The 25,136-nt window shown below is 59.6% G+C and carries 24 protein-coding genes; 10 read left to right on the top strand and 14 right to left on the bottom strand.

Translation table 11 applies throughout. The features are described from left to right. Positions 1-112: 112 nt before the first annotated feature. The 3 genes from ACR0K9_RS04415 to ACR0K9_RS04405 form a co-directional block, all read right to left on the bottom strand. Positions 113-1,114: a DctP family TRAP transporter solute-binding subunit gene (locus ACR0K9_RS04415; RefSeq protein ID WP_480532653.1), complete on the bottom strand. Its 1,002-nt coding sequence runs from the start codon at positions 1,112-1,114 to the stop codon at positions 113-115. A 370-nt stretch (positions 1,115-1,484) separates the two neighbouring features. Then, positions 1,485-2,714 (bottom strand): sigma-54-dependent transcriptional regulator, encoded by a 1,230-nt coding sequence (locus tag ACR0K9_RS04410; protein WP_480821086.1) that lies wholly within the window; start codon positions 2,712-2,714, stop codon positions 1,485-1,487. Continuing rightward, positions 2,711-4,444, bottom strand: coding sequence for a sensor histidine kinase (locus ACR0K9_RS04405; RefSeq protein ID WP_480821084.1), 1,734 nt, complete (start codon positions 4,442-4,444; stop codon positions 2,711-2,713). Before ACR0K9_RS04405 ends, ACR0K9_RS04410 begins: the two co-directional genes overlap by 4 nt. Positions 4,445-4,491: 47 nt before the next feature. Here ACR0K9_RS04405 and ACR0K9_RS04400 point away from each other — a divergent pair, with 47 nt between their 5' ends. Then, a complete protein-coding gene (locus ACR0K9_RS04400) occupies positions 4,492-5,673 on the top strand; it encodes a cytochrome P450 (protein ID WP_480821082.1) in 1,182 nt (393 codons plus the stop codon). A gap of 148 nt (positions 5,674-5,821) precedes the next feature. Here ACR0K9_RS04400 and ACR0K9_RS04395 read toward each other — a convergent pair whose 3' ends face one another. Next, on the bottom strand, positions 5,822-6,301 hold the full coding sequence (locus tag ACR0K9_RS04395; protein WP_480821080.1) for an Lrp/AsnC family transcriptional regulator: 480 nt from the start codon (positions 6,299-6,301) through the stop codon (positions 5,822-5,824). 176 nt (positions 6,302-6,477) lie between these two features. On the opposite strand from ACR0K9_RS04395, the gene ACR0K9_RS04390 reads away from it, so the two are divergent. From ACR0K9_RS04390 to ACR0K9_RS04360, 7 genes are all read left to right on the top strand, one after another. After that, the gene (locus ACR0K9_RS04390; RefSeq protein WP_480532663.1) at positions 6,478-6,792 is read left to right on the top strand and encodes a DUF2849 domain-containing protein; all 315 of its coding nucleotides are present in this window, start codon (positions 6,478-6,480) and stop codon (positions 6,790-6,792) included. Positions 6,793-6,855: 63 nt separating this feature from the next. Beyond that, positions 6,856-8,520: a nitrite/sulfite reductase gene (locus tag ACR0K9_RS04385; RefSeq protein ID WP_480821078.1), complete on the top strand. Its 1,665-nt coding sequence runs from the start codon at positions 6,856-6,858 to the stop codon at positions 8,518-8,520. Beyond that, positions 8,510-9,271, top strand: coding sequence for a phosphoadenylyl-sulfate reductase (locus ACR0K9_RS04380; RefSeq protein WP_480821076.1), 762 nt, complete (start codon positions 8,510-8,512; stop codon positions 9,269-9,271). The genes ACR0K9_RS04385 and ACR0K9_RS04380 overlap by 11 nt, the downstream gene beginning before the upstream one ends. Then, a complete protein-coding gene (locus tag ACR0K9_RS04375; protein ID WP_480532669.1) occupies positions 9,268-9,675 on the top strand; it encodes a DUF934 domain-containing protein in 408 nt (135 codons plus the stop codon). The genes ACR0K9_RS04380 and ACR0K9_RS04375 overlap by 4 nt, the downstream gene beginning before the upstream one ends. A gap of 107 nt (positions 9,676-9,782) precedes the next feature. Next, positions 9,783-10,616, top strand: coding sequence for a ferredoxin--NADP reductase (locus ACR0K9_RS04370; protein ID WP_480821074.1), 834 nt, complete (start codon positions 9,783-9,785; stop codon positions 10,614-10,616). A 116-nt stretch (positions 10,617-10,732) separates the two neighbouring features. Beyond that, a complete protein-coding gene (infC, locus tag ACR0K9_RS04365) occupies positions 10,733-11,323 on the top strand; it encodes a translation initiation factor IF-3 (RefSeq protein WP_480567110.1) in 591 nt (196 codons plus the stop codon). Between the two features lie 239 nt (positions 11,324-11,562). Continuing rightward, positions 11,563-12,669, top strand: coding sequence for an aromatic ring-hydroxylating oxygenase subunit alpha (locus tag ACR0K9_RS04360; RefSeq protein WP_480821072.1), 1,107 nt, complete (start codon positions 11,563-11,565; stop codon positions 12,667-12,669). On the opposite strand, the gene ACR0K9_RS04355 is transcribed toward ACR0K9_RS04360, so the two are convergent. Both ACR0K9_RS04355 and ACR0K9_RS04350 read right to left on the bottom strand, forming a co-directional pair. Beyond that, positions 12,659-13,978: an aspartate aminotransferase family protein gene (locus ACR0K9_RS04355; RefSeq protein ID WP_480821070.1), complete on the bottom strand. Its 1,320-nt coding sequence runs from the start codon at positions 13,976-13,978 to the stop codon at positions 12,659-12,661. The genes ACR0K9_RS04360 and ACR0K9_RS04355 overlap by 11 nt on opposite strands. Positions 13,979-13,980: 2 nt before the next feature. Beyond that, positions 13,981-14,757: a beta-keto acid cleavage family enzyme gene (locus tag ACR0K9_RS04350; protein ID WP_480821068.1), complete on the bottom strand. Its 777-nt coding sequence runs from the start codon at positions 14,755-14,757 to the stop codon at positions 13,981-13,983. Between the two features lie 89 nt (positions 14,758-14,846). Here ACR0K9_RS04350 and ACR0K9_RS04345 point away from each other — a divergent pair, with 89 nt between their 5' ends. Then, entirely contained in the window at positions 14,847-15,746 is a 900-nt protein-coding gene (locus ACR0K9_RS04345; RefSeq protein ID WP_480821066.1) for a MurR/RpiR family transcriptional regulator, read from the top strand. 46 nt (positions 15,747-15,792) lie between these two features. Here the strand turns inward: ACR0K9_RS04345 and ACR0K9_RS04340 are convergent, their stop codons facing one another. The 5 genes from ACR0K9_RS04340 to ACR0K9_RS04320 all read right to left on the bottom strand — a co-directional run bounded on the left by ACR0K9_RS04340 (position 15,793) and on the right by ACR0K9_RS04320 (position 21,699). Then, the gene (locus ACR0K9_RS04340) at positions 15,793-16,584 is read right to left on the bottom strand and encodes an FAD binding domain-containing protein (RefSeq protein WP_480821064.1); all 792 of its coding nucleotides are present in this window, start codon (positions 16,582-16,584) and stop codon (positions 15,793-15,795) included. 95 nt (positions 16,585-16,679) lie between these two features. Continuing rightward, the gene (locus ACR0K9_RS04335; protein WP_480821062.1) at positions 16,680-19,040 is read right to left on the bottom strand and encodes a xanthine dehydrogenase family protein molybdopterin-binding subunit; all 2,361 of its coding nucleotides are present in this window, start codon (positions 19,038-19,040) and stop codon (positions 16,680-16,682) included. Between the two features lie 53 nt (positions 19,041-19,093). After that, positions 19,094-19,579: a (2Fe-2S)-binding protein gene (locus tag ACR0K9_RS04330; protein ID WP_480821060.1), complete on the bottom strand. Its 486-nt coding sequence runs from the start codon at positions 19,577-19,579 to the stop codon at positions 19,094-19,096. A gap of 153 nt (positions 19,580-19,732) precedes the next feature. Then, positions 19,733-20,734, bottom strand: coding sequence for a molybdopterin-binding protein (locus ACR0K9_RS04325; RefSeq protein WP_480821058.1), 1,002 nt, complete (start codon positions 20,732-20,734; stop codon positions 19,733-19,735). Further along, positions 20,731-21,699 carry an XdhC family protein gene (locus tag ACR0K9_RS04320; RefSeq protein WP_480532689.1) on the bottom strand — a complete coding sequence of 323 codons (969 nt, stop codon included), beginning with the start codon at positions 21,697-21,699 and terminating at the stop codon, positions 20,731-20,733. Before ACR0K9_RS04320 ends, ACR0K9_RS04325 begins: the two co-directional genes overlap by 4 nt. Before the next feature lie 206 nt (positions 21,700-21,905). Here ACR0K9_RS04320 and ACR0K9_RS04315 point away from each other — a divergent pair, with 206 nt between their 5' ends. Further along, positions 21,906-22,406 carry a hypothetical protein gene (locus ACR0K9_RS04315; protein WP_480821056.1) on the top strand — a complete coding sequence of 167 codons (501 nt, stop codon included), beginning with the start codon at positions 21,906-21,908 and terminating at the stop codon, positions 22,404-22,406. On the opposite strand, the gene ACR0K9_RS04310 is transcribed toward ACR0K9_RS04315, so the two are convergent. Genes ACR0K9_RS04310 through ACR0K9_RS04300 form a run of 3 tightly spaced genes read right to left on the bottom strand, consistent with a single transcriptional unit; the run spans position 22,407 to position 25,122 of the window. Continuing rightward, entirely contained in the window at positions 22,407-23,666 is a 1,260-nt protein-coding gene (locus tag ACR0K9_RS04310) for a vWA domain-containing protein (protein ID WP_480821054.1), read from the bottom strand. A 2-nt stretch (positions 23,667-23,668) separates the two neighbouring features. After that, on the bottom strand, positions 23,669-24,217 hold the full coding sequence (locus ACR0K9_RS04305; protein WP_480821052.1) for a hypothetical protein: 549 nt from the start codon (positions 24,215-24,217) through the stop codon (positions 23,669-23,671). Beyond that, the gene (locus ACR0K9_RS04300) at positions 24,214-25,122 is read right to left on the bottom strand and encodes an AAA family ATPase (RefSeq protein ID WP_480821050.1); all 909 of its coding nucleotides are present in this window, start codon (positions 25,120-25,122) and stop codon (positions 24,214-24,216) included. The genes ACR0K9_RS04305 and ACR0K9_RS04300 overlap by 4 nt, the downstream gene beginning before the upstream one ends. Positions 25,123-25,136 lie beyond the last annotated feature (14 nt).

Below are 25,136 nucleotides of genomic sequence, written 5' to 3'. Positions count from 1 at the left end.
CTTGATGAGAGTATCTTGATGAGAGTATTAGGTTGGCGGGCCTTTGAACGGCCCGCCCGGCACGCGCGTCGATAACTCCCCAGTCCCCAGACGCGCAGCCTGATGTCCGGGATCAGAACCCGGCGTTGATCGCCTGAGCGGCGTCAATCTTGTCCTGCCCGACGTCGTCGGCGAACTTGTCCCAAACAGGCTTCATCGCATCGACCCAGGCCTGACGCTGTTCCGGATTCAGGTCACGGATGATACCGCCCGCATCGGTGATCGAGGCTTTGGCCGCTTCGTTCACAGCAAAGGCTTCCTTGTTCCGGGTCTCGGTCACTTCGGCCAGAATGGTCAGGAACTGATCGCGCACTTCCGGGTCCAGGCTGTCCAGCCAGTCGACCGATGTCACGACCAGATAGTCGATGATGCCGTGATTGGTCTCGGTGATGCCGTCCTGCACCTCGAAGAACTTCTTGCCGTAAATGTTCGACCAGGTGTTTTCCTGCCCGTCCACGACGCCCTGCTGCAGCGCGCCATAAACTTCCGAGAAGGCCATTTTCTGCGGGCTGCCACCGATGGCTTCCATCTGCGCCACCAGCACGTCGCTGGATTGCACGCGGAACTTCAGACCCTCGGCATCCGCCGGATCGACCAGAGGCTTGTTCGCCGACATCTGCTTCATGCCATTATGCCAAAAGGCCAGACCCTGCAGGCCACGTCGCTGCATGCTGTCCTTCATCGCCTGACCTTCGGCCGAAGCCTGGAACGCGTCCACTGCGTCAATGTTCTTGAACATGAACGGCAAGTCGAACAGGCGGAACTGCTTGGTGAACTTTTCGAATTTCGACAGCGACGGCGCGGCCAGTTGCACGTCGCCCTGCAACATCGCCTCTAGCACCTTGTCGTCGTTGTAAAGGGTCGAGTTCGGATAGACTTCCACGCACATCACGCCGTTCATCTCGTCATTGACGCGCTGCTCCAGCAGCGAGGCGGCGATGCCCTTGGGGTGTTTGTCGGAATTGGTCACATGCGCGAACTTGACCACGATCTCGCCATCGTCACAGGCGGCCATGCCTGCAGTGGCGGTCACAGTAAGCGCAAGCGCGGTTGCGGCTGTTGCCAGGAATTTCATCGGTTTCGTCCTCCCAGACTTCCTTGAGACTTCCATCAGGCGCCCATTAAGCGCCATCTGCACCGCAGTGAAGCGAATCGCCGCCACTCGCTCAACGTTTTGTTTCTGTGGTTATGATATCTCTAATTATCTATATATTACTGACACTTAATCGACATCTTCACAGGCAGCATTCCTGCACCACTCCAACTCTGTGCGAATTCCCGCACATCGCGGATCGATCCTGTGCGGATTTCCGCACACTCACGAATCATCCTGACCGAATCGTACGACCTGACCTGACACGCGACCGCAGCCCGCCTAAGGCGGGCTGCCCGGCCCAACTGTTTTGACTGCATGATAATGCTGGCAAAACAGGCGGGAGCGCTTGTTATCGGCGATAATCCTCGGGGCGAATCTGATAGCGTGCAAGTTTGTCATAGAATGTCTTGCGTGGCAGTTTCAGCGCCTTCGCTGCCTCCGCGGCTTTGCCATTGTGACGCCCGAGCGCCGCAATCAACAGTGAACGCTCGACCCGCGCAAGCTGCTCGTTCAATCCCAGATCGGCTGCCTCGATCACCTCATCCGGCATCCCGAGAACAAATCGCATGGCGGCCGACATCAACGATCGGGCGTTTCCCGGCCATTCCTGCGCCATCAACGAGGCAAGATGCTCGGGCGTCACCTCAGGAACCGCGAGCCCGGCCTGTTCCGCCGCCTGCGCAACATAGTGCCGGAAGATGACCGGAATATCCTCGGGCCGTTCCGACAAGGACGGAATGCGCACGCGCATTACATCCAGACGATAGAACAAATCCGCATTGAACCGTCCCTGCGCCGATAGTTGGGACAGGTCTGCCGTCGTTCCTGCAATGATCCGTGCGTCCGCGCCCTGCTCGATCAGTTCCAGCGCCGCATATTGCGTGGCGTCAGACATGGCCGAGACCTCATCCAGAAACAACGACCCGCCCGACGCGTCTTCACAGCTTTGCCGCAGCTCGTCCGCCGACAATCCCGAAGCCGGCCGTTTGACAAACGGTCCCTGCCCGACCGGCGACATCAGATGTACGACCTCCGCCACCTTCGAAATACCACTGCCCGCTGGCCCGTTAACCAGTACCTCGGCCCGGGTTGGGGCTACGGCGCGCACCCGTTCACGCAACGCCTCGGCCTGATCCGACAGCCCGAACAACATCCGCGCAGCAGGATCACCGCGCTCAAGCTCGCTTTTCTGTTGGCGCAACAACAGGATTTCGGCGCGTGTCGCCATTGCCCGCTCGAGAACCGCCAACAGATCAGCAGCGGCACAGGGTTTTTCCAGAAAATCAAAGGCACCCAGCCCCATTGCCTGAACGGCCATGGGAATATCCCCTTCGCCGGTCAGCAAAACCACCGGCAATTCAGGATCAACCTCGCGCGCATAGTTGAGCAGATGAAACCCGTCACGCCCCGGCATTCGGATATCCGAGACGATCACGCCGTCAAAATCACGCCGAATATGATCCTTGGCCGCCACAAAAGACCCTGCGGTCATGGGGTCATACTCGGCCAGTTCCAGCGTTTGGGCCAAAGCTTCGCGCACAGCAGAATCATCATCCACCAAAAGAACCTTACGGATCATGTCGCCTTGTCCTCGTCATAGGGTTCCAGTTCGACCGTGAACTCGGCGCCATCTTCGGTGTTCGCGCCCCGGATGTCGCCTCCGAAACTTTGCACCAAGCCATAAGAGATAGACAGGCCCAGCCCCATACCTTCCGAGCTTCCAACCATCTTGGTAGTATAAAACGGCTCGAATACACGATCCGGATCTTCGATGCCCGGCCCGGTATCGCGCACCGATACGCGAATTCGTTCGCCTTCGATCAGACGGATCGATATCCGGCGGTTCGGCTGATCCATCATCGCATCCGCCGCGTTGTTGATCAGGTTGACAAAAACCTGACCAAGGCGCACCTCGCCGCCCCACGCGTAAACCGCCGCATCCGGCGGCGACCAGTCCAGGGCCACATCCTCGGCGCGCAACCGCGTTTCGGTCAGTTCCACGGCGGTGTTCAACACCTGAACCAGATCGACCTTGCCCATCGGCTCGCTTTCGTTCCGGGCGAACGCGCGCAGGTTCTTGATGATCCGCGCCATACGCGCCGCCATGTCCGAGATACGGCCCAGGTTCTCACCCGCCCTCTCTCCCTTCCCCCGCTCCAGAAAGGCTGAGCCATTATCGGCAAACTGACGGATCGCCATCAAAGGCTGATTCAGTTCATGACTGATCCCGGCGGACATCTTTCCAAGCGCGCTCAACTTTCCCGCCTGCACCAGATCCGCCTGCGCCTGCTTCAGGGCCGCTTCGGCCTCTTGCCGTTCGATCACTTCCCGTTTCAACGCCGTGTTCGCCGCCGTCAACGCACGCGTACGTTGCGCCACGCGGCTTTCCAGCACTGTATTGGCCTCGGCCAATGTTCTGCGCCGCTCCGAGGCAAGGAACAACAGCGCTCCGAAAGCAAAGCAGATCGCAGCCACTGCCGCCGCCTGCAAGCCTGCCAGACGCCGTGCCGGAGCGACATCGACCAGAACCTCGGCGCTCATATCGATCACCGGCAGCGCAAGCGTTAGATGCAACGCCCGACGCGGGAAATAGCGCCCCCATCCCAGCCGCCACACTTCATGCCCGCCGACCCGTGATGAGGCAAAATCGACGGTTTGTCCGTCCGGAGGTATCAGCCCCGGCTGCCCGTCGATGCGCTGCCAAAACAGCAGATCCGAGCGGTTCGAAATAAAGACGACCCCGTTGCCATCGATGAAAAACACGGCTTCGGTACTGCCGCGCCAGGTCTGCTCGACATCCTGAACATCGGCCACCACCATCAGCCCGCCCTCTACCTGGCCCGCGGACCCGAAGGCCGGAGCGACGTAGGAATAGATGCGATCGCCGCTGTCAGGCATGACCCCATGCGCACTGCCCAACGCCCCCTGCATGGCGCGCTCGAAGGCGGGATGACCGGCCATATTCGGTTGCGCGACAGGCTGCGCCGAGGCCAGAACCCGGCCATCCGGGGCCAGATAGATCACGTTGACTGCCGCGGTCTTGTCCGCCACATCCAACAGAACCGATTGCGCGGTTTGTATCTGTGTCGAGGTCTCAAGCTCCCGCAAGGCCGGATGATCCGCCATCAACGCCGCAACCTCTTGATACACCTGCATCTGAGTGCTCAATCGGTCGGCCGCCAGCTCAAGGTCAGCCTCAGCCTGCTGGCTCAATTGGGTCAACGCCTGGCGATAGCCGTAGGTCCAGACTGCCGCCGACAACAGGGCAACCGCACACAGAAATCCAGCAATGATCCAAACCCGTTGCATGTCTTAGGGTCTTGCATTCGCAGCGACCCATGGCAAGTGTGCAGCGCATGAAGACACTGTCCCAATCCCCGACGCAGCCCGGTTTTGTACAAAACCCCTACCCGTTCTACGACACCGCCCGCGCGTTCGGTGATCTGATCTTCTGGGAGGACTACGGCATGGTTGCTGCTGTCTCCCACCGCGCGGTACAGGCGTTGTTGAAAGATCGCCGCTTTGGGCGCGAAATCCCGCCCGAGCTTGCGCAGCCCGGCCCGGATCACCTCGCCCCGTGGCTCGCAGTCGAGGCGCATTCGATGCTCGAGCTCGAACCTCCCCGCCACACACGGCTGCGCGCGCTGGTGCTTCGCGCCTTTACCTCACGCGCAATCGCGGCGCTTGCACCTGCGATCGAAACATTGTGCCATGACCTGATCGACCGGTTTCCGAACGCACCTTTCGACCTTCTGCAAGCCTATTGCACGCAAGTCCCCGTAATCACCATCTGCCGCCTGCTGGGGGTGCCGTCGGAAATGGCGCCGCGGCTACTGAAGTGGTCTCACGCAATGGTGGCTATGTATCAAGCCAACCGCACACGTCAGACCGAAGACGACGCCGCCAATGCGTCAACAGAGTTTACGCGCTTTCTGGAAAGCTATATCGAGATACGCCGCAAAGACCCGCGCGACGATCTGATCACCCGCCTGATCGCCGCAGAGGAAGATGGCGAAAAACTCTCTCACGAGGAACTGATCACCACCTGTATCCTGCTGCTCAATGCCGGTCATGAGGCGACCGTCCATGCCATCGGCAACGGCGTGAAAACGATCCTGGAAACCGACACACAGGAACAGGTAAAATCCCCTAAAACCATCGACACAGCGGTCGAAGAAATCTTGCGCTTCGACCCGCCACTGCATATGTTCACACGCTATGCATATGAAGATGTCGAGGTCTTCGGTCACCGATTCACCCGTGGAGACCAAGTCGCCCTGCTGCTAGGTGCCGCCAATCGGGACCCGGCGGTTTGGCGCAGCCCAAACACCTTTGACCCGGCCCGTCCGTTCTCCGCCAATACCAGCTTCGGCGGTGGCCTGCATTTCTGCGTCGGCGCACCACTGGCGCGCTTGGAAATGAAGATTGCGCTGCCAATCCTGTTCAACCGCTGCCCGAATCTTACCCTTGCGGACAAGCCAAGCTATTCCGACAGCTATCATTTTCATGGGCTGACCGACCTGACCGTACGTCTTTAAGAAGCTCGCATCGCGCCTGCCGCGCGATGTCTCCGACAGAGGTAGTAAGGGCCAGATGAAGAACGGATCCCCTGCTTCATCTGGCTAAAAATATCTCGGGGGCGTCGCGGCTTGCCGCGGCGGGGGCAGAGCCCCTCGCCGTTGCCAATCAAGCGGTGCCTGCCGAATTCAATGGCAACATTGTGGTCGACTTGAGCTCTTCCATCGAAAGCAGCGCAGTGACATTGTGAACACGTACCTCTGAAATCAGCGCCTGATAAAACGCGTCATAAGCGCGGGCGTTTTTGACGCGAACCTTCAGGATATAATCGATGTCGCCTGCCAGCCGATGCGCCTCTTGCACTTCGGGGCGATCGCGCAGCGCCTTTAGAAACAGTTTTTGCCACTCGGCCTCATGCTCAGAGGTCCTTATCAGCACAAAGAAAGTTGCCTCAAAACCAAGGGCTTCGGCATCCAACAGAACGGTCTGCTGGCCGATAACTCCGGCTCCTTTCAATTTGCGAATGCGATTCCAGACCGGGGTCTTCGAACTGCCGACACGGGCCGCGATTTCGTCGAGTGATTGGCTGGCGTCCCGCTGCAGCTCAGCCAGAATTTTCCTATCCGTGTCATCTATGCGCACCGACATTCCACTATTTCCCTCTATTCAGAACAGGGGTTCCAATTACGCCGCCACCCAAAACAAACGTCCTTATTTGTCGCGAGATATGGCGCTAGGGTGGGAATATTTCCTATATTGCAGGTCAAGTCAAACAACCCAGACGGCTTTGAGCCAACGCTTGTCATTAACAAGGAACTTGCCTGATGCCCCGTGCTTTTACACCCAAAGTGGTTACGGCCAACGACCTGCTGGAAGGCGATGTGATCTACCTGACCGAAGATGATCGCTGGTCGCGCGAACTGTCCGAGGCCGAGCTGATCACCGACGAAGCGCACGCGCAGGTTCGCCTGTTGGATGCCTCGCGTCAGGCCGATAAGATCGTCGGCGCCTATCTGGCCGATGCCATCGCTGGCGAAAACGGCCCTGAACCCACTCATTTCCGCGAGGACTTCCGCCGCACCGGCCCGTCCAACTATGCCCATGGCAAGCAGGAAACAGCAACGCAGCCCCGGGTCTGATCAACGGCCCTCTTCTCCCCTTAAAGGCCCCGGTTTCGGGGCTGCAATGAAGGACAGCTAGACATGTACCGCTACTCCGAGTTCGACACAGCCTTTTTGGAAGAGCGTAACAAACAATTCCGCGCCCAGGTCGAGCGCCGCATTGACGGCTCGCTGACTGAGGACGAGTTCAAGCCCCTGCGCCTGATGAATGGCCTGTACCTGCAGCTGCACGCCTATATGCTGCGAGTTGCCATTCCCTATGGCACGCTGTCCAGCGCGCAGATGCGCCAGCTGGCCCTGCTGGCCGAGAAATGGGACAAGGGCTATGGCCATTTCACCACCCGTCAGAACATCCAATATAACTGGCCGAAACTGAACGACGTGCCGGATATGCTGGACGCGCTGGCCGAGGTTGGCATGCATGCCATTCAGACATCGGGCAACACCATCCGTAACGTGACCGCGGACCATTTCGCCGGTGCCGCCGCGGATGAGGTCGCCGATCCGCGTCCCTATGCCGAGTTGCTGCGCCAGTGGTCCACCGACCACCCGGAATTCCAGTTCATGCCGCGCAAGTTCAAGATCGCCATCACCGGCTCGGAAAACGACCGCGCCGTGATCAAGGCGCATGACATCGGCCTGCAACTGGTCGAGCGTGACGGCGTTCTGGGTGCCCGCGTGATCGTCGGCGGCGGTCTGGGCCGGACCCCGATGATCGGCAAAGAGCTGTCCGAATTCGTCGCCTTTGACGACCTGCTGGCTTACCTCGAAGCCACCGTTTCGGTGTGGAACCAGATTGGCCGCCGCGACAATAAGTACAAGGCGCGCATCAAAATCACCGTGCACGAGAATGGCATCGACACCATCCGCGCCAAGGTCAATGAACGCTTCCTGCAGGTTCGCCCGCAGTTCAAAGGCGCGGATATGAACCTGCTGGAAGAAATCAAAGGCCACTTTGCCGCTCCTGATTTTCGCGAAGGCTCGGTTGCGTCGTTCGAGAGCGCCTATACCAACGATCCGGTGTTCCGGTCGTGGGTCGACACCAACATCGCACCGCACAAGAACGCAGACCACGCGATCGTGACGATCTCGATCAAAAAGCACGGCCAGACACCGGGCGATGCGACTGCCGAGCAGATGCGCGTGATGGCCGATCTGGCCGAACAGTTCGCCTATGACGAACTGCGCATCAGCCATGAACAGAACGTGATCCTGCCGCATGTCCACAAATCGGACCTGCCCGCGATCCATGCGAAGCTGAAGGAATACGAGCTGGCCACCGCCAATATCGGCCTGATCAGCGATATCATCGCCTGCCCCGGCATGGATTACTGCGCGCTGGCGACGGCTCGCTCGATCCCGGTTGCGCAGGAAATCGCGACCCGGTTTGAAGACCTGAAGCTGGAGCATGATATCGGCCACCTGAAGATCAAAATCTCGGGCTGCATCAACGCCTGTGGTCACCACCACGTTGGTCACATCGGCATTCTGGGTCTGGATCGTGCGGGCGTCGAGAACTACCAGATCACTCTGGGCGGCGACGGCACCGAGACCGCAGCCATCGGCGACCGCACAGGTCCGGGCTTTGCCTATGACGAAATCGTGCCCGCCGTTGAGCGCATCGTCGACACCTATCTGGAACAGCGCGACAGCGCCGAGGAGACTTTCCTGGAGACCTACCGCCGCGTCGGCATGGCACCGTTCAAAACCGCCCTCTACCCCGAGGCACGGGCGAATGCCGCTTGACCTGATCCAGACGGAACTGGGGGTTGACCGCGCCGAACTGACCAAAAAGGTCGAGGCGCTGAACGCCCGCTTCCGCCACCACAGCGCCCATGATGTCATGCATGGCGCGCTTGAGGAGATCGAGGACCTTGCCCTCGTCTCCAGCTTTGGTGCGGAGTCAGTGGTGCTGCTGCACATGGCGGCTGTGGTTGACAAGATGACCCCGGTGCTGTTCGTCGATACGCAGTTGCTGTTTGCCGAAACGCTGGAATACCAGCACGAGGTGAGCGAGCGTCTGGGGCTGAAGAACGTACATATCATCCGGGCGGACGATGAGGATATTCAGCGCGACGATCCCTATGGTGCGCTGCGTCTGCGCGACACAGATGCGTGCTGTAACCTGCGCAAGACCTTCCCGCTGCAACAGGCATTGACCAGGTATTGCGGTTGGATTACCGGGCGCAAACGGTTTCAATCCGGAACCCGCGCCGCACTCGACTTTTTTGAGGTCGAGGATGGTACGGGCCGGATCAAGGTCAACCCGCTGGCCCATTGGGCGCCCGAGGATGTGCGCACCTATATGGACGAGAACAACCTGCCACGGCACCCGCTGGTGGCCAAAGGATACCCTTCGATCGGCTGTGCGCCCTGCACCTCGCCGGTCAAAGAGGGCGAAGACCCCCGCGCCGGACGCTGGCGCGACCAGAACAAAGAAGAATGCGGCATCCATTTCGTCGATGGCAAGATGGTCCGCGTTGGAGAAAATACATGAACGTAATCGTAACCGACGAGGGGTTCGCCCCCGATGATTGGACTGACGGCTATGTCACGCTGGACGATGCCGCAAATGATGTGGTCGCGCTGGATGTCGCATCCGACACCGACCCGGATGAACTGGTCGAACGGCTGGGCAGCGCCCGGATGGTGCGTGTGGACTTTCCGTCCTCGGCGGACGGACGTGGCTTTACCATCGCGCGGGTTCTGCGCCTGAAGGGCTATACCGGACGTTTGCGCGCCAAGGGGCATGTGCTGGCCGATCAATACGCCATGGCCAGGCGCAGCGGCTTTGACGAGGTCGAGATTGATCATACGCTGGCCAACCGTCAGCCCGAGGATCAATGGCTGGCCCGCGCCAACTGGCAAGACAACAACTATCAGGCACGCCTGCGCGGCTGAGCCCGCAAATCGCCAGCTTGTGACATGAAAGGGGCAATCTGCCCCTTTTCCTGACTTGGATCAAAGATTAAACGGAGATGTCGGTTTAGCAGACCGGCAGTGAAACGATGACAGAGATGAAATCCGTGAGTGAAGCAACCGCCGTCAAGGCCCCCGTTCTGCCCGACGCCCAGACCGTCACCGAGGTGAAGCACTGGACCGATCGCCTGTTCTCGTTCAAGGTGTCGCGCCCCGCCTCGCTGCGCTTTCGTTCGGGCGAGTTTGTTATGATCGGCCTGCTGGGCGACAACGGCAAGCCGCTGCTGCGCGCATATTCCATTGCCTCGCCGTCCTGGGACGAAGAGCTGGAATTCTACTCGATCAAGGTGCAGGACGGTCCGCTGACCTCTAAGCTGCAGCACATCAAACCGGGCGATCAGATCATCCTGCGTCCCAAGCCGGTTGGCACGCTGGTGCATGACGCGCTGCTGCCCGGTAAACGTATCTGGTTCTTCGCCACCGGCACCGGCTTTGCCCCCTTCGCCTCGCTGCTGCGCGAACCGCAGACCTATGAGGATTACGACGAGGTCATCATCACGCATACCTGCCGCGACGTGGCCGAGCTGGATTATGGCCGCGAGCTGATCGACAGTATCAAGCAGGACGAGTTGCTGGCCGAACTGATCGGCGAAGGCTTTGGCGACAAGATCCGCTATTACCCGACCACCACCCGGGAACAGAGCCCCAAAATGGGTCGCATCACCGAGCTGCTGAAAGACGGTACCGTCTTTGCCGATCTGGGCATCGAAGGCGGCATCAAAGCCGACACTGACCGCGCCATGGTCTGCGGCAGCCTGGCCTTCAACCACGACATCAAGGCCATTCTGGAAGAGTTCGGCCTGCGCGAAGGTGCAAATTCCGAACCCAAAGAGTTCGTGATCGAAAAGGCCTTTGTGGGCTAAACGGCTTTGCCGGTCGGGTCACAACGCCTCCTGACCGGCAAAAACACCCGGAATTCATGGAAAATTCATGCGGCCTGCGATTTATGCCGCTTGAAACGCTTCTCAGCCCGGTCTAAATTCCGGGCTCGAAATTCTGCAATCATCAAAGGAATGAACCCATAGCCCGCAGACCTCACAACGCGCCACCGCAGAGAGATACCGGCCCGCGCGTCAATGACAGAATCCGTGCCCCCGAAATCCGCCTGATTGGCGCTGATGGAGACAATGTCGGGGTGGTTCATCCCGCCAAAGCCATGCAACTTGCCGCCGAAGCTGGCCTCGATCTGGTTGAGATTTCGCCCAACGCGAACCCGCCGGTCTGCAAGATCATGGATTTTGGCAAGTTCAAGTACGAACAGCAGAAACGCGAAAGCGAAGCCCGCAAGAAGCAAAAAGTCATCGAGGTGAAAGAGGTCAAATTCCGACCCAACACCGACACCCATGACTATGACGTCAAGATGAAGAACGTCTTCAAGTTTCTGGAAAAAGGCGACAAGGTCAAAGTCACTCTGCGCTTCCGCGGCCGCGAGATGGCACACCAGAATCTGGGGCGTGAGCTGCTGGAACGCGTGGCCGAAGACATCAAGGATATCGGCAAGGTCGAAAACATGCCGAAGATGGAAGGCCGTCAGATGATCATGATGATCGGCCCGCTACCGCAGAAATAGGCCTCTGCTCATCGAGAGATCACAGCCCTGTCAGAGACGCTCTGGCAGGGCTTTTTCGTTCACCGGAACGTCAACCGATGCGATTGGCCTCGACCCCAGCCATTTCCTATCTGAAAGGCGTCTGAAAGCGACGCCCTGTCGATTTCGGGCGCTCTGGTTTCGACTGGGGCTTGCCGCGAAAAGGCAAGACTCAACCCTCGTGAACCCCGAGCCTGAAAGAAGAAAACCACGAGGTGGACATGGGTGAGATGGCATTTGCAGGAGGGGTGTACCACTCGCTTCCGGCCTCGGCATATTGCGATGAAACCGTGTTCGCCCAGGAGCAAAGCCGCATCTTTCAGCGGTCCTGGCATCTGATAGGTCACGCAACGGATATTCCCAATTTCGGGGATTATGTGGTCGAGGACGTCAACGGCGTCTCTGTCATCGTCATCCGGGGTCAGGACGGCGGCATTCGGGCCTTTTACAATGTCTGCGTCCACCGGGGGCACGAACTGCTGCGGGGTAAGGGTTGCACGAAGAAAATGACCTGCCCTTATCATGCCTGGACCTATGACACTCAGGGCCAGTTGCGCGCAGCCCCCAACGCCCGTGCCTTCCCGGGGTTTGACACATCCCACTACAAACTGCGCGCCATTCGGATCGAACTGTTCTTCGGGCTGATCCTGATCAATCTGGATCAGGACGCGCCGCCGCTGGCCGAGCTTGCGCATCTGGCCCTGCCTGAAATTGCGGACTATGCGCCCAATCTGGCCCGCTATCACCGCGCCGACCGCACTGAACGGCTGGCACATGCCAACTGGAAGGTGGTCGCCGAGAATTTTAACGAGTGCTACCACTGCGCGGTGGTCCACAAAACACTGACCACCGGCGTTGTCGACCCGGATCAATACCGCACTCAAGGCTTCGATTATGGCATCCGTCACTGCAGCCCGGCACGTCCCGACGGACAGAAATCCTATGGCTATGTGGCCGACCCCCATGCCCGGACTGATCGCTTCCTGACCTGGTGGTTCTTCCCCCTGTTTGCGCTTCAGGTCTACCCCAGCGGGATCGTGAACACCTATCGGTGGAAGCCGCTATCGGTCGGCACCACCAAGATCGAGGTTGACTGGTGGCTGCCCCATCCGACCCCCAACGCTGTCGAGCGCGAAATCATCCTGCAACACCGCACCACAACCTTCGCCGAGGACGCGCCCATCGTGGATTCGGTTCAACGCGGGTTGCAAAGCGGCGCCATTTCACACGGCGCCCTTGTGGTTGACGAAATTTGCTCATCTCAATCCGAGCATCCGATCATGGCGTTCAACGCCCTGTATCACAGAGCGATGACCGCTACGGAATAGCCGCCGTGATGGCGAGGGACAGTTTGGTCACCATCTCGTCAATCTGCGCATCTTCGATGATAAATGGCGGGGCCAGCAGGACGTGGTCGCCGTTCCGGCCATCGCGGGTGCCGGACATCGGGTAACAGATCAATCCTTCGGCGACGGCAGCTTTCTTGATCTTTGCGGCGATACCCAACCCAGGCTTAAATGGCGTTTTGGTTTCACGGTCAGCCACAAGCTCGATCCCCCGGAACAGTCCCCGGCCCCGGATGTCGCCCACATGCGGATGTTGACCAAAGGCAGCCACCAGTGCCGATTGCACCTTGTCACCCATAAACCCCGCGCGCGCAGGCAGTTCACGTCCGGTCAGTTCGCGCACCACAGCCAAAGCAGCAGCCGTCGCAACCGGGTGGCCGATATAGGTATGCCCGTGCTGGAAGAAACCCGAGCCATCGCGGATAGCATCATAGATCTTCCCGGTACACATCATCGCCCCGATGGGTTGATATCCGGCCCCCAACCCCTTGGCGATACACAGAATATCCGGTGCCACGCCATCGTGATCGCAAGCAAACAGATGGCCGGTACGACCCATTCCGCACATCACTTCATCAAGGACCAACAGCACACCGTACTGATCGCAGATCTCTCTGATCCGTTTGAAATACCCTTCGACCGCCGGAACCGCACCCAGCGTCGCGCCCACCACCGGCTCGGCCATAAAGGCCATCACGGTGTCGGGCCCAAGGCGCAGTATCTCGGCCTCCAACTCATTGGCAACGCGCTGGCCATACTCAAAGCTGCTCTCACCATCAGGCTTTTCGGCATATTCATAACAGGGCGCGATATGCGTCATCTCGATCAGCATCGGCGCGAATTGCGCCCGCCGCCACGCATTGCCGCCCGCCGACAGTGCACCCAGCGTATTGCCATGATAGCTCTGCCGCCGCGCGATCACGTGACGGCGCTCGGGTTGTCCGATTTCCAGAAAATACTGCCGCGCCAGCTTGATGGCAGCCTCGGTCGCCTCGGACCCGCCAGAGACGAAATAAACCCGATCCAGATCCCCCGGCGCGTTTTTGATCAGCAAATCCGCCAAGGCCTCGGCTGGTTCAGAAGTCATGAAACCGGTATGGGCAAATGCAATCTGACCCACCTGATCCTGCACTGCCTTGATCACAGCTTCATTCGAATGCCCAAGGCACGACACCGCAGCATCGCCACAATCCAAAAAGCGCCGCCCCTCTGAATCAATCAGGTAGCAGCCGTCACCACCCGCTGCGACCGGCAGCGCAGACTTTGTATGGCGCGGAAAAACATGGCTCATTTTCAAGTCCTCTTGAGAAGGTCAATCAGTGCTGAAACCGAGGCAGCGTTGTCCGCCCAACGGGTGCCTTCGGCACTGGTCAGGCTGTTTTCAAACCCCACCCGAACATCCCCGCCGCGCCGAGCTGCGCGCTGCAGACACAGATGCTCCTGCGCACCAAAGGCGCAGACCATCCAGGGGGCCGGGCTTTCGGGGAAGGTGTCCAGAAGGTCGGGTGTTGATTCCTGATCCGTGGTATAGCGCCCCAGAACCAGCAGGCGATCGACCTGGTTTTCGCGCACGACACCGGCTGTCTGCCAGCGCGTCAAAAGCTCGGCATCCGCCGCATCATATAGGATATGCTGGACCCGCGTCCCGTGCTCTGCACAAAGGGCATAGATCTTGGGGGCCAGATCGGGTGACCGGGCAATCTCGCGCACGGAGATCGAAGCCCATTCCGGGCGCACCAAACGCAGGCAATCATACTGCGCCTGCACATCGAATATCCCCGCAGATTCAGTGGTGATCTGCACGTCCATCCCCGGCACGGCCTGACGTAATTCCGCAATCGCCTCTCGGTACAGCCCCGCATCCAGCGCGTGTTTTCCCGCCTCGTCTCGAACATGCAGGTGGATACCATCTGCGCCAGCAACATGGCAGGCGTGCGCCGTTTCGACGATCTCACCGATCCCGACCGGCACCGCCGGATGGTCCTCATGCCCGCGCCGCGCTCCGTTGGGTGCGACCAGCACATACGGCCGGGCGTCGCTGGCATTAAACAAGGAAGTTGTGTCGCTCATTTCAGCATTCCATCAATATCACAACCCACCTATCGTCAGCCTGATCGTTTTCAATTCCAATTTTTCAGAACATATGTTTTTCTGACCCAATGCAAACCAGCCCCGCCCACCTGACCAAGCGCCTGCTCCGGGAAATCGACACCCTGCCCCCCCAGATGCAGGCTGCCGCGAAATACATCATCGATCACCCCGGAGATTTCGGTCTGGACCCGATCCGTGTCACTGCAGGAAAAATCGGGGTCAGTTCCAACGTTCTGGTCCGATTGGCGCAGCGATTGGGTTTTGACAGCTACAACGCGTTCCGAGTCCCCTTCCGGCAGACCCTTGTAACAGATCGCGAAGACCGCTTGGGGCAAGATTGGCTGGACCGTATGCGGGCCGGAAATACCTTCAGCGCGGCGCAGGCAAGATACATGCAAAATGAGCTGAACGTGGTGTCCCGATCCCTTCGCTTGATGGACCCGGTTCAAGTCGAGCGTGCGATTGACCACATGCTCACAGCCAATCGCTGTTTCATCACCGCAACACGGGCCAGCTATGCGCTGGCTTATTACTTTCATTATGCCGGACGGATGGCGCATCCGGGCTTTCAGTTGATCCCCCGGCATATGGGTACGGCAATCGACGACCTTCTGGATGCAGATCACAACGATTGCCTGTTCGCCCTGACGGTGCACCCTTATTCCTCGGACACGATCCAATCCATTCGATTTGCCCGTGATCGCGGCGCCAGAATCATCCTGCTGTCCGACAGCGAAGTCATCGCCCCCGGCGTAACCCCCGATATCATGCTGCCGATCAGTGCCCGAACACAGCACCACCTCTCCAGCTTCACCGGCGCCATGGCCGTTCTGGAAGTTCTATTAAGTCATCTCTTTGCCGCTGGTGGACGCACCGCGCGCGACCGGGTAGAGCGTTACCAAAAAGCGCGGGAAGATACCGGTGCCTATTGGCAACCCGCCAAACCACCCAGAATACGCACCAAATAAAAAGCCCCGGGCAAACCGGGGCTTTCCAAGGTCAAACAGGGTCGGCTCAGATACAGGCTTCGACCGCCCGTTTTGTCATCACACCGACCAGATGCGCGCGATATTCCTTACTGCCATGCAGGTCGCCGATCATGTTCATCGGGTTGATGTGCAGACCCATCAGAGCATCCGGCCGGAACTCCTTGCTCAGCGCCGCCTCGGCCTCGGACCAGCGGAACACTCCATCCTCACTCGCTCCGGTTACCGCAACACGCACGCCATCGGCAAAGCGCGCCACATAGACCCCTACCAGCGCAAAGCGGGAGGCCGGTTGCAGGAACTTCTGATAGCTCGCCGCCTGCGGCACCGGGAACCGGATTGAGGTGATGATCTCACCTTCCTCAAGCGCTGTGCCGAACATGCCCTCAAAGAAGTCATCCGCCGCAATCTGCCGGGAGTTCGTCACGATCGTTGCGCCCGAGCCCAGGACGCCCGCCGGATAACAGGCCGCCGGGTCGTTATTGGCGACAGAGCCACCAAGCGTCCCTCGGTTGCGCACCGCCGGATCACCAATCTGCCCGGCAAGCGCCGCCAGCGCGGGGTATGCCCCCGCCGCTTCGCGCGCCACCGTCGCATGCGTTGTCGCTGCGCCGATTGCAACCGAGCCGTCATCTTCGATGCAAACCCCTTGCATCTCGGCAATCCCGCTCACCGACACCAGCTTGGATGGTGCCGCCAACCGCTGCTTCAGCGTCGGAATCAGCGTCTGACCGCCCCCCAGCGCCTGTGCATCCTCGGACCCCAATGCGGAGACCGCATCGGCGATGGTCGAGGGCTTCTCAAACTCGAAACTGTACATTTCGTATTTCCTTTCCGAAAGGCGCGGATCCGCCCTTCATCTGGCTATAAATATCCCGGGGAGCGTGAGGGGCTGGCCCCTCGCACCCCAACCTCTCAGCTGTTCATCGCCGCCCAGACGCGCGACGGGCTTACCGGCATGTCGATGTGATCCACCGCCTTGCCACCCGAATTCAGCGCATCCAGAACCGCGTTGACCACCGCAGGCGGCGAGCCAATCGCACCAGCCTCACCACAGCCCTTCACACCCAACGGGTTATGCGTGCAGGGCGTCTGGCTGGAATGATCGACGCCATAGAACGGCACGTCATCGGCGCGCGGCATCGCGTAGTCCATATAGGACGCGCTCAGCAACTGACCGTTCTCGTCATAGGCGCAGTTCTCCAGCAGCGCCTGACCGATGCCCTGACCGATACCACCATGAACCTGACCATCCACAATCATCGGATTGACGATGTTGCCAAAGTCGTCCGCGGCGGTGAAGGCTTCGATGGTGACCTGACCGGTTTCGGGGTCCACCTCGACCTCGCAGGCATAGGCCCCCGCCGGGAAGGTAAAGTTGGCCGGGTCGTAAAACGCGGTCTCTTCCAGCCCCGGCTCAACCTCCAGCGGGAAATTGTGCGGCACATAAGCTGTCAGGGTGACATCACCCCAGGCTACCGACTTGTCGGTGCCTGCAACGCTGAACTGACCGTCTTTCAGTTCGATATCGGCCTCAGAGGCTTCCAGAAGGTGGGCCGCAATCTTCTTGGCCTTGTCAATTACCTTCTCGGTCGCCTTGACCATGGCCGAGCCACAGACCGCCAAAGACCGCGAGCCATAGGTCCCCATGCCAAACGGGATTTTCGAGGTGTCGCCATGCACGATCTCGACCATCGACTCGTCGATGCCGATCATGTCGGCCACAACCTGCGGGAAGGCGGTCTCATGCCCCTGCCCGTGGCTGTGTGCGCCGACCATGACACTGATCGAGCCGGTGGCGTTCACCCGCACGGTTGCCGCATCATAGAGACCCGCACGGGCCCCCAACATGCCAACAATATTCGAAGGCGCGATGCCGCAAGCTTCGATATAGCAGTTGACACCCAGTCCGCGCAGCTTGCCATTTGCCTCGCTTTCCGCACGCCGCGCGGCAAAGCCCGCGATATCGGCGGCAGATTCAAGCTTGTCCATTGTCCCGTTGTAATCCCCGGTGTCATAGGTCAGCGCCACTGGCGTGTCATAAGGGAATTGGGTGACAAAGTTCTGACGGCGCAAGGCAATCGGATCGACTCCCAGCTCGCGCGCTGCCTTGTCCACGACGCGTTCCAGTTGGAACGTCGCCTCAGGCCGGCCCGCGCCGCGATAGGCATCCACCGGCACCGTGTTGGTGAACATCGCCTTCACGTTCACCTGAATGACCGGCGTCTTGTAGTTGCCCGCCATCAGCGTGCCGTGAAGCCAGGTCGGAACCGAGCTGGAGAAGGTCGACAGATACGCCCCCAGATTGGCATAGGTGTTGGTGCGCAGCCCGATGAAGTTGTTATCCGCATCCAGCGCCAGTTCGATCTTGCTGACATGGTCGCGGCCATGGGCGTCTGACATGAACGCCTCGGTCCGGCTGGACGTCCACTTGACCGGGCGATTGCAGGCCTTGGCGGCGAAGGTACAGAACGCCTCTTCCGCATAGTGGAAAATCTTGGTGCCAAAACCGCCGCCTACATCCGGGGCCACAACGCGCACCTTGTGCTCGGGCAGGCCCAGAACGAAGGCGCACATCAGCAGACGGATCACATGCGGGTTCTGCGAGGTGGTGTAGAGCGTGTACTCATCGGTGCCACGCTTGTATTCGCCCACCGCCACGCGCGGCTCCATCGGGTTGGCGACCAGACGGTTGTTAACCAGCTCCAGCGTGGTCACATGCGCCGCGCCTGCAAAGACCTCGTCGACCTTGGCATCGTCGGTCTCGCCCAGTTGCCAATCATAGCAAATGTTGTTCTTCAGATCGTCATGGACCAGCGTCGCGCCCTCTTGCGCGGCGGCCTTCATGTCGATCACAACGGGCAGTTCCTCGATATCCACATCGATAGCCTCAGCCGCGTCGCGCGCCTGTTCCAGACTGTCTGCCACAACGGCGGCGATGGGATCGCCCACATGACGGACCTTGCCCTGCGCCAGAATCGGATGCGGAGGCTCCTGCATGGGCGCGCCGTGCTTGTCGGTCACCTCCCAGCCGCAGGGCATTCCGCCCACGCCTTCGAAATCCTTGCCGGTGAAAACCTTGACCACACCCGGCATGCCTTCGGCTGCCGAGGTATCAACACTCTTCAGCCGTCCATGCGCGATGTCCGAGCGCAGAAAATAAACATAGGCCTGTCCGGCCACGTTGATGTCGTCGGTATAATTGCCTGCTCCGGTCAGAAAGCGCATATCCTCGCGCCGCTTGGAACTGGCTCCGATGCCACTGTCTTTGGGCATTGCTTGTTCTCCTCCCTGGGAAAAACTTTCCTGGAAAATTCCTGTTGGCCGTTTTACTCGGCCGCGATGCTGGAAACGTCCTGACCCGAAGCGGCCATGATCGCCTTGACGATATTATGATAGCCGGTGCAGCGGCACAGGTTGCCTTCCAGATACTTGCGAACCTCGGCCTCGGTCGGGCGCGGATTGTCTTTCAGCAGCGCCGCCGCGCTCATCACCATACCCGGCGTGCAGAAGCCGCATTGCAGCCCGTGGTGATCCTGGAATGCCTGCTGGATCACGTTCAGCGAACCATCTTCGTTCGCCTGCCCTTCGATCGTGTCGACATCGGCCCCGTCCGCCTCAAGCGCGAGCATGTTGCACGATTTCACCGCCTCGCCATTCACATGCACGACACAGGCGCCACACTGGGCCGTGTCACATCCAACATGCGTTCCGGTCAAAGACAAGTGATCCCGCAGAAAGCCGGACAGCAATGTCCGCCCTTCCACGTCACCGCTAACGGCTTTCCCGTTCACGGTCATTGAGACCTGTGTCATGAGATCCTCCCTATTTGGATTATTCCTTTGCGCCCGAGTTAAACACGGGAAATTTTGTTTGAGAACAAAAATATTTGCTCGATTTTTCAATGGCCCGCCACATAGTCCAATAATCATGATGCACGCCGCGCGAAGGGCAAAGATGCCGTTGCGTCATTTCACTTGTGCGGCACGCGGCTGGGGCCTGCTTGGGATTTCTTTCAACAACCCGCCAACCCCCATCGCGGCGATGTCCGATCCGGTTGTTTCGATCCCACATGCCACACGCGACAATACCCAATCGGCCCCGTTCAGGGCGGGTGAGCGCGCGCAGCCGGGCAATCCGATCACCGGGCGCGCGCCAAGTTCCCCAAGGAACAGCAGATTGCCGGGATCGACAGGCATACCGAACCTGTCCACCTGTCCGCCAGCAAGGCGCACCGCAGCGGGTGCGACATCGTTTTCGTCGGATGTCGCCGAGCCGGTCAGGATCATCACAACGTCGCCTTGCAGAGACGCAAGCCCTTGCGAAAGATCATCCATCCTGTGCCTGACGGCCTGAACATCCATCAGGTCCATCCCCAACGCCTCGACCCGACCGCGAATCGCAGCGATCCCTTTTTCGTTCGACGGTCCTCCGGCGATATCCGTCACGATCAGACCCGCCGTCCGGAATTTCGGAGGGGTCAGCCGCACGGCCCCCCGGGCCAGATCGGCCGCACGCTGCACGTCGGATCGCGGCACGGCGTAAGAGATCACCTTGATGGTCGCGACCATGCCGCCCGCGCCCATCTGCTGATATTGCGGCACTGTTGCCACGGTGATCATGGGGTGAACCTGATTGAACCGCTGCACGGCCTCAACATCCAGTTCAACGACACCCGGCCCATCGGCCAAAAGGTTCACCCTGCCGGTAAAAGCCTTTGTGACGCGCAGATTGACACCCGCAGGATCGGGGGCCAGCGCCTCGGCCAGCATCGTTGCCGCCTCATCCTCGTGGCAATCGCCGGGCTCAAGCCGGGCAACGATGACCTCGTCCAGACCGGCTTGCGTCAACTGCGTGATATGCTCGGGGGTCAGCGCGATACCCTTGCGCAGCTTTTGACCGCCGGTTTTGACCGAATGGGCGAGAATAGCACCGCTGGCCTCTGACAGAGGGACCGGCCCGAACTTCACGCCTTGCCCCGCAAAACGGCGGTCATCTGGGCCAGAATGGCAACCGCGATTTCCGCAGGGCCGGCCGCCCCGATGTCGAGCCCGACCGGACCGTGTATCCGCCCGATCTGCGCGTCAGAAAATCCGGCCTGCTTCATCCGCTCCACACGTTTGGCATGCGTGCGCGTCGACCCGAGCGCGCCAATATAAAACACACCGGCATCCAGCGCCGCCTGCAAGGCGGGATCGTCAAGCTTGGGGTCATGGGTCAGCAACACAAGGGCGGTGCGCGAATCCAGACCCAGTTTGGCCACGGCCTCGTCCGGCCAATCCGTTAGAATGGTCTCGCCTGGGAACCGGGCCTCCGACGCAAAGGCATCTCTGGGGTCAATGATCGCCGGATCGTAGCCCGCGATCCGGGCCATGGGCACCAATGCCTGCGCGATATGCACCGCCCCCACCACGATCAGCCGCAGCGGCGGGTTATGCACGGCGACAAAGGTTTGCCCGTCCTCTTCAAACCCCGAACGATCCATCCGCAATCGTTCCGCATAGGCATTGCGGCGCAGGGCACGATGGCCGGTTTCAACATTCACCTCATAGGCCAAGGGCTCGCGCCGCGCGCGGGCCGCGACCAGTTCGGCGAGCATGGGTTCCGGCAGGACCTGCCCGACCGGTTCAACCAGAACTCGAATGGTGCCGCCACAGGCCAGACCGACCGCAAAGGCGTCTTCGTCGCTGACGCCAAATTCCAGCAGCCGCGCCTCGCCTTCGTCGATTGCCTCCAGCGCTTCCACGATCACCGCGCCTTCAACGCAGCCACCCGAAACCGACCCCTCGATCCGACCATCGCCCGCAATGACCAATTGCGCACCGACACGACGCGGCGCACTGCCCCAGGTCTCGACCACGGTGGCAAGGGCTGCCTTTTTGCCCGCGCGATACCACCGCAATGCAGTTTCGGGGCTGTTGTCGAATCGTTCCATTGAGACCTCCGACGTTGCTCGGCTTCAACATAGTTAGCTTTACGACTTTGGAAAGCAGTCAGACACAAGAGTTTCCGGCGCTAAAGAGCCGATTTCATTTTCACATTCACAAATTGTTGATTGTCCCCACATCACCCTTTAGCCTGACGTCGTTCCCGGGCTGAACCCGGAACATCCCCCTTCATTTTCAAAGCGGAGACAGAGAGTTGAAACGCATTCTTACACTGGGCGCCATTATTGGCCTGACCACAGCCAGCGCCGGTTGGGCTGAGACATTTCTGAAATACGGAGAAGTCGAGGGCTGGAAGGTATTTATCGATCAGGAGAAGAAGTCCTGCCTGATCGAGACCGTCGATGATGCCGAGAACGTGGTGCAGATGGGTCTGACCGAGGACCGCGGCGTGGGTTATGTTGGCGTCTTCACCAAAGCCGAAACCAACATCAAGCGCGGCGAGAAAGAGGGCGTCGCCATTCTGATTGGTGACAACATCTATGTTGGCGAGGCCACGGGTATGAAAGGCAATATCACCAAGGGCTATTCCGGCGGTTACGTCCTGTCGGATGATCCGCAATTCGCCGATGATCTGGCAAAGAAGAAGGTCATGGTGGTGTTCCCCGAAAAAGAGTTTGCCTTCACCGTCGATCTGACCGGCACCTACAAAGCCATGGAAATGGCGCGTAAATGCAACAAAGAACAGCTCTCGTAATCACCCTTCGGAAAGCGCGGCCATCAGCCGTGCTTTCTGCCCTTGGTCGTCGGGCGCAGAGATCACGTTGGCCAGATCTTCCAGCGAGGCGATCGAATGCCCGGCGCGGAAGCTGTCGACATGAGGCAACATGGTCCTGACCCCCTGCGCCTTGGGGGCGAACCCGTCCCAGCGCAGCAACGGGTTCAGCCAGATCAGACGTTTTGAAGACAGGTGGAGACGCTCGACCTCTTTCTCTAGCTGATCAGGTTCACCGCGTTCCAACCCATCGGTGATCAGCAGCACAACGGCGCCCTGCCCCATCACCCGGCGAGACCAGTCGCGGTTGAACTGATGCAGACACTCTCCGATCCGCGTGCCGCCTTCCCAATCCTGCGCCTCAGCCCCGGCGGCAGCCAGCGCTGCATCGACATCGCGCTGATGCAGATGTCGGGTGATATTGGTAAGGCGTGTGCCGAAGGTAAAAGCGTGCACCTTGGCCCACCCCGCCCCCTTGGCGTTCGAAACCGTGTGCAGGAAATGCAGAATCACACGGCTGTACTGGCTCATCGATCCCGAAATATCACACAGCGCCACAAGGTTCGGCCAGCGCGGTTTGGGTTTGCGTAAGGCGATCTCGTGCAGTTCTCCGCCCTGACGCATGGCCGCGCGCAACGTGCGCGCCCGGTCGATCCGATGGCCCAAATGGCTGGCCTGCGCGCGGCGCGATGCAATGGGTTTGACCGGCAGGGACAATCGCGCCAGCAGATGCTTGGCCTGCGCCATTTCTTCTGTGTTCATCTGTTCGAAGTCCAGATTGCGCAGACGTTCCTCGGACGAGGCAGTCTGGGTGGCATCAATCTCGATCTCGGTCTCGCCCTCCTGTTCGGGCAATTCGGGCTGATCCCGTTCGACGCCATCAAGCAGCGCTTCGGCGGCGCGTTTTTCACCGGCATCCGCCTTGCGTTCCTCCTGCACGCCGCGAATGGCGGGCAGCATCATGGCCATCATGTGTTCCATATAGCGCGGGTCGCGCCAGTAGAGCCGGAACACCTGAGCAAAAACCGTACGGTGTTCCGGGCGGTTCACGAAACAGGCGTGTAGGGTCCAGTAGAAATCCTGTTTCTTGGTAAACCCTGCCGCTTGCACCGCACGGATCGCATCCACCACGCGGCCCGTGCCGATGGGCAGGCCCGCCTTGCGCAGAGCCCGGGCGAAATGGGTGATGTTCTGCGCAAGCTTGGGGTTGTCGGGGATGTCGAGGGGGAGTTGTTCGGCCATTGTCAGGATTGGTTGTTATACCAGCAAAAAACAAGCGACGCGATTATGGTGGCGGTAACCGGGAGTGCTAGGTGCCAGACATAGCAGTAGAACACAGCAAATCGTCCGAAGTCGCGCAAACTCTTCTGAAAGTCTGGTATGTATCCCGCCAAGCTATCAAAAGCTCCACGAACACGACTCAAATTGGATGGGTCGGCGGGATCATATTCGTACAGCCGGTCAAGATCCCGACCAAAGGCCTCAAGCCTCGATTTCGATGTTTTATCAGCAATGTATTGAAGACCTACGACCTTTCTGCCTGCAATGTTCCACCCTTTGAATGACTGCATATCACCATACCATTGGATCGTATGAGCGACACAGGAGAACATAGCAAAGATCACTAGCGCACTTCCCAAACGCTCAGGCACAAAGATCAACGGACCAATTTGCCCGGTGGTTACCGCTATCCAATCTGAAGAATAAGCAAACAGCAACACCGAAGAAAACCAGCAAGCACGACCTGTGGTTCTCGTTGCCCTTGAGATAGCTTGATCACCTAAAAAATTCATGAATTTACTAATTCTGCCTTGGCTTCGTCGAGAAGGCGTTTGGCCTCGGACCCCTGCAGTTTCTGGATGTCGTCCTGATATTTCAGGATCGCGCCCAGCGTATCGCCGATCACTTCGGGGCTGAGGTTGATCACATCCAGCGCCAGCAGGCATTTGGCCCAGTCGATGGTTTCTGCCACACCCGGTTTCTTGAACAGGTCTTCGGTGCGCAAGCGCTGGACGAACGCGACCACCTCGCGGCTGAGCGTCTCGGCAGCCTCGGGCGCGCGGGCGTGGAGAATTTCGATTTCGCGGTTGAAATCGGGGTAGTCGACCCAGTGATAGAGGCAGCGGCGTTTCAATGCGTCATGCACCTCGCGCGTTCGGTTCGAGGTCAGGATGACGATAGGTGGTTCGGGCGCCTTAACGGTGCCGAGTTCCGGGATGGTGACCTGAAAGTCACTGAGCGCTTCGAGCAGGAAGGCCTCGAACGGCTCATCGGTCCGGTCCAATTCGTCGATTAGCAGGACAGGAGCGCCATTTTCATCAGGGCGCATCGCCTGCAGCAAGGGTCGCTCGATCAGGTAATCGTCCGAGAAAAGTTCGGTCTGCAGCGCCGCGCGATCGGCGCCGCCCGAGGCTTCCGCCGTACGGATTGCCACCATCTGCGCTGGAAAGTTCCATTCGTAGACCGCCGAGGAAGCGTCGAGGCCCTCATAGCATTGCAAACGGATCAGGCGGCGGTTCAAACCTGCGGCAAGCGCCTTGGCAATCTCGGTCTTGCCGACGCCGGCCTCGCCTTCCAGAAACAGGGGGCGTCCGAGTTTCAGCGACAGAAACACGACAGTCGCCAGAGCGCGCCCACAGACATAACCCTGAGCGCCCAGAGTTTCCTGCACCGCGTCGATGGAATTTGGTTGCGTCATGTGACCCCCTCAAT

Source organism: Ruegeria sp. L12, assembly GCF_056531745.1.
This window is presented reverse-complemented; position numbering and strand designations above follow the sequence as displayed.